The sequence below is a fragment of the Streptomyces sp. RPT161 genome, from assembly GCF_027533845.1.
In the GTDB taxonomy this organism is placed as follows: Bacteria; Actinomycetota; Actinomycetes; order Streptomycetales; family Streptomycetaceae; genus Streptantibioticus_A; species Streptantibioticus_A silvisoli_A.
Genome location: NZ_JAPZVN010000057.1, coordinates 1 through 2834, shown reverse-complemented (window position 1 = coordinate 2834; position 2834 = coordinate 1). Strand labels below are relative to the sequence as shown.

The following is a 2834-nucleotide window of genomic DNA, read 5'->3' as shown; positions in this document are numbered from 1 at the left end:
GACCAGCAAACAGCCCAGCCCAGTCCACGGCCACACCATGCGCATACAACTGTCCCACCGCCGACAACAACGTCTCGGCGTCAGGGTGCTGGTGCCGCAACACCGGCGTGACGAGGGTGTCCGGTGTGCAGCTGTGTTGCGCCAGGCCGGACAGCACCCCGTCCGGGCCCAGTTCCACCAGCGCAGTCACACCCTGATCGGCCAGCCACCGCACCCCATCAGCGAACCGCACCGCCTCCCGCACCTGCCGGACCCAATACCCCACCGAACACAACTGCTCAGCCGTAGCAGCCTGCCCAGTCACATTCGACACCACCGGAATCCGCGGCGACCGGAAACACACCGTCCCCAGCACACCCGCAAACTCCTCCAACATCGGATCCATCAACCCCGAATGAAACGCATGCGACACCCGCAACCACGTCACCCGAAGACCACGAGCAGACACCAGCCCCGCCACATGGTCCACCCCAGCCTGCGGCCCGGAGACCACGACGGAGTCAGCGGTGTTGACCGCCGCGATCGACACACCCTCCGGCAGCAGGCCCGCGATCTCGGCTTCGGGTAGCGGGATCGCGGCCATCGCCCCACCCGAAGGCAGCGCCTGCATCAACCGCGCCCGCGCCGCCACCACCCGACAGGCATCCCGCAGCGACCACACACCCGACACATACGCCGCCGTCACCTCACCAATCGAGTGCCCCAGCAGGTAATCCGGACTCACCCCACAGGCACGCAGCACCTCAAACAGCGCCGCCTCCACCATGAACAACGCCGGCTGCGCCCACCCCGTCTGCTCCAACAGATCCGCATCAACCCCCCACATCACCTCACGCAAGGGGCGGTCCAGCAAAGGGTCCAACTCCGCCGCAATCGCATCCACCGCCGACGCGAACACCGCAGACCGCTCATACAACTCACGAGCCATCCCCACCCGCTGAGCACCCTGACCGGTAAACAACACACCCACCCGAGCACCAGCCCGCGCAGTACCACACACCACACCCGGACGCGTCTCACCCGCAGCAGCCGCCCGCAGCCCGGCCATCAACTCATCGCGGTCACTGCCCACCACCACGACACGGTGATCGAACACCGCACGCGAACTGACCAGCGACCACCCCACATCGACCGCACGCAACGACGAATCCGACTCCACGAACTCCAGAAGGCGGCCCGCCTGCGCACGCACCGCCTCAACCGACTTCCCCGACAACACCCACGGCACCACACCACCCACACCGAAAACACCAACACCAGACGAGGCTTCGGTGCTCGACGGAGTACCCGATGTGGTATCGGCGGGGGCTTCGAGGATGACGTGCGCATTCGTCCCACTAACACCGAACGAGGAGACTCCGGCCCGACGCGGATGACCAGTCTCAGGCCAGGGGATGGCCTCGGTCAGCAACCGCACATCACCCTGGGACCAGTCCACCTGCGTCGACGGCTGGTCCACATGCAACGTCTTAGGAAGCACACCTTGGCGCAGGGCCATAACCATCTTGATCACACCACCCACACCCGCAGCAGCCTGGGTATGACCGATGTTGGACTTCAACGACCCCAGCCACAACGGCTGCCCCTCGGCACGATCCTGGCCGTACGTGGCCAGCAACGCCTGAGCCTCAATCGGATCGCCCAGCCGGGTACCGGTGCCATGGGCCTCCACCGCATCGACCTCAGCAGGAGAAAGCCCAGCCGCGGCCAACGCCTGGCGGATCACCCGCTGCTGTGACGGACCATTCGGCGCCGTCAAACCATTCGAAGCACCATCCTGATTCACCGCGCTAGAGCGCAACACCGCCAATATCTCGTGGCCATGACGGCGAGCGTCAGACAACCGCTCCATCACCACCACGCCGACGCCCTCAGACCACCCAGTGCCATCGGCGGCATCAGCGAACGACTTACACCGCCCATCCGCAGCCAAACCACCTTGCGCCGTAAAACCGACAAAGGCATCGGCCGTGGCCATCACGGTGACGCCACCGGCCAACGCCAGCGTGCAATCCCCCGACCGCAACGCCTGCGCAGCCAGGTGCATCGCGACCAGCGACGAGGAACAGGCCGTGTCCACACTCACCGCAGGGCCTTCCAGCCCCAACGTGTAGGCCACCCGGCCGGAAATCGCGCTGCCTGCACCTCCGGTGATCAGGTGCCCCTGCAGTTGCTCACCCGAACGCGACACCAGATCGCCATACCCGGACTGGAAGGCGCCAGCGAAAACCCCGGTCGGGCAGCCCGCCAACGAAGCAGGATCAATCCCCGCCTGTTCCAACGCTTCCCAGGACACCTCCAGCAGCAACCGCTGCTGAGGATCGGTAGCCAGTGCTTCCCGTGGCGAGATCCGGAAGAATGCGGCGTCGAACTCGTCTACACCGTCGACAAACCCGCCCTCAGCGGTGGCCGACGTCCCTGCCCCGGACCCATCACTACCGAGCAACGCATCCAAATCCCAACCCCGGTCGGTCGGGAACGGGGTGATGCCATCAGTTCCCTCACTGACCAGCTGCCACAGATCGTCCGGACCCCAGACGCCACGAGGGAACCGACAGGCCATCCCCACGAGCACGATCGGATCGTCGTTGACCGACACAAGCGCTGGCACCACGGCCGATCCCGCGGCTTGTGGCTCACCGAACTCGCCTGCCAGATACCCGGCCAACCGGGTAACGGTCGGGTAGTCGAACACCACGCTGGCAGCCAGGCCAAGACCCGTTTTGGCCTGCAGCAGGTTGCGCAGCTCGACCGAGGTCAGTGAGTCGAATCCCAGCTCGCTGAACGGCTGGCCGATGTCGATCTGCGCACTCGAGGTATGTCCCAGCACAGCG

Annotated in this window: 1 protein-coding gene; it reads right to left on the bottom strand. The window is 65.7% G+C overall.

The window, feature by feature from the left end:
* Nucleotides 1-2834, bottom strand: a 2834-nt coding sequence (locus O5O46_RS34835) for a type I polyketide synthase (protein WP_269859694.1), incomplete at both ends; no start/stop codon positions are given.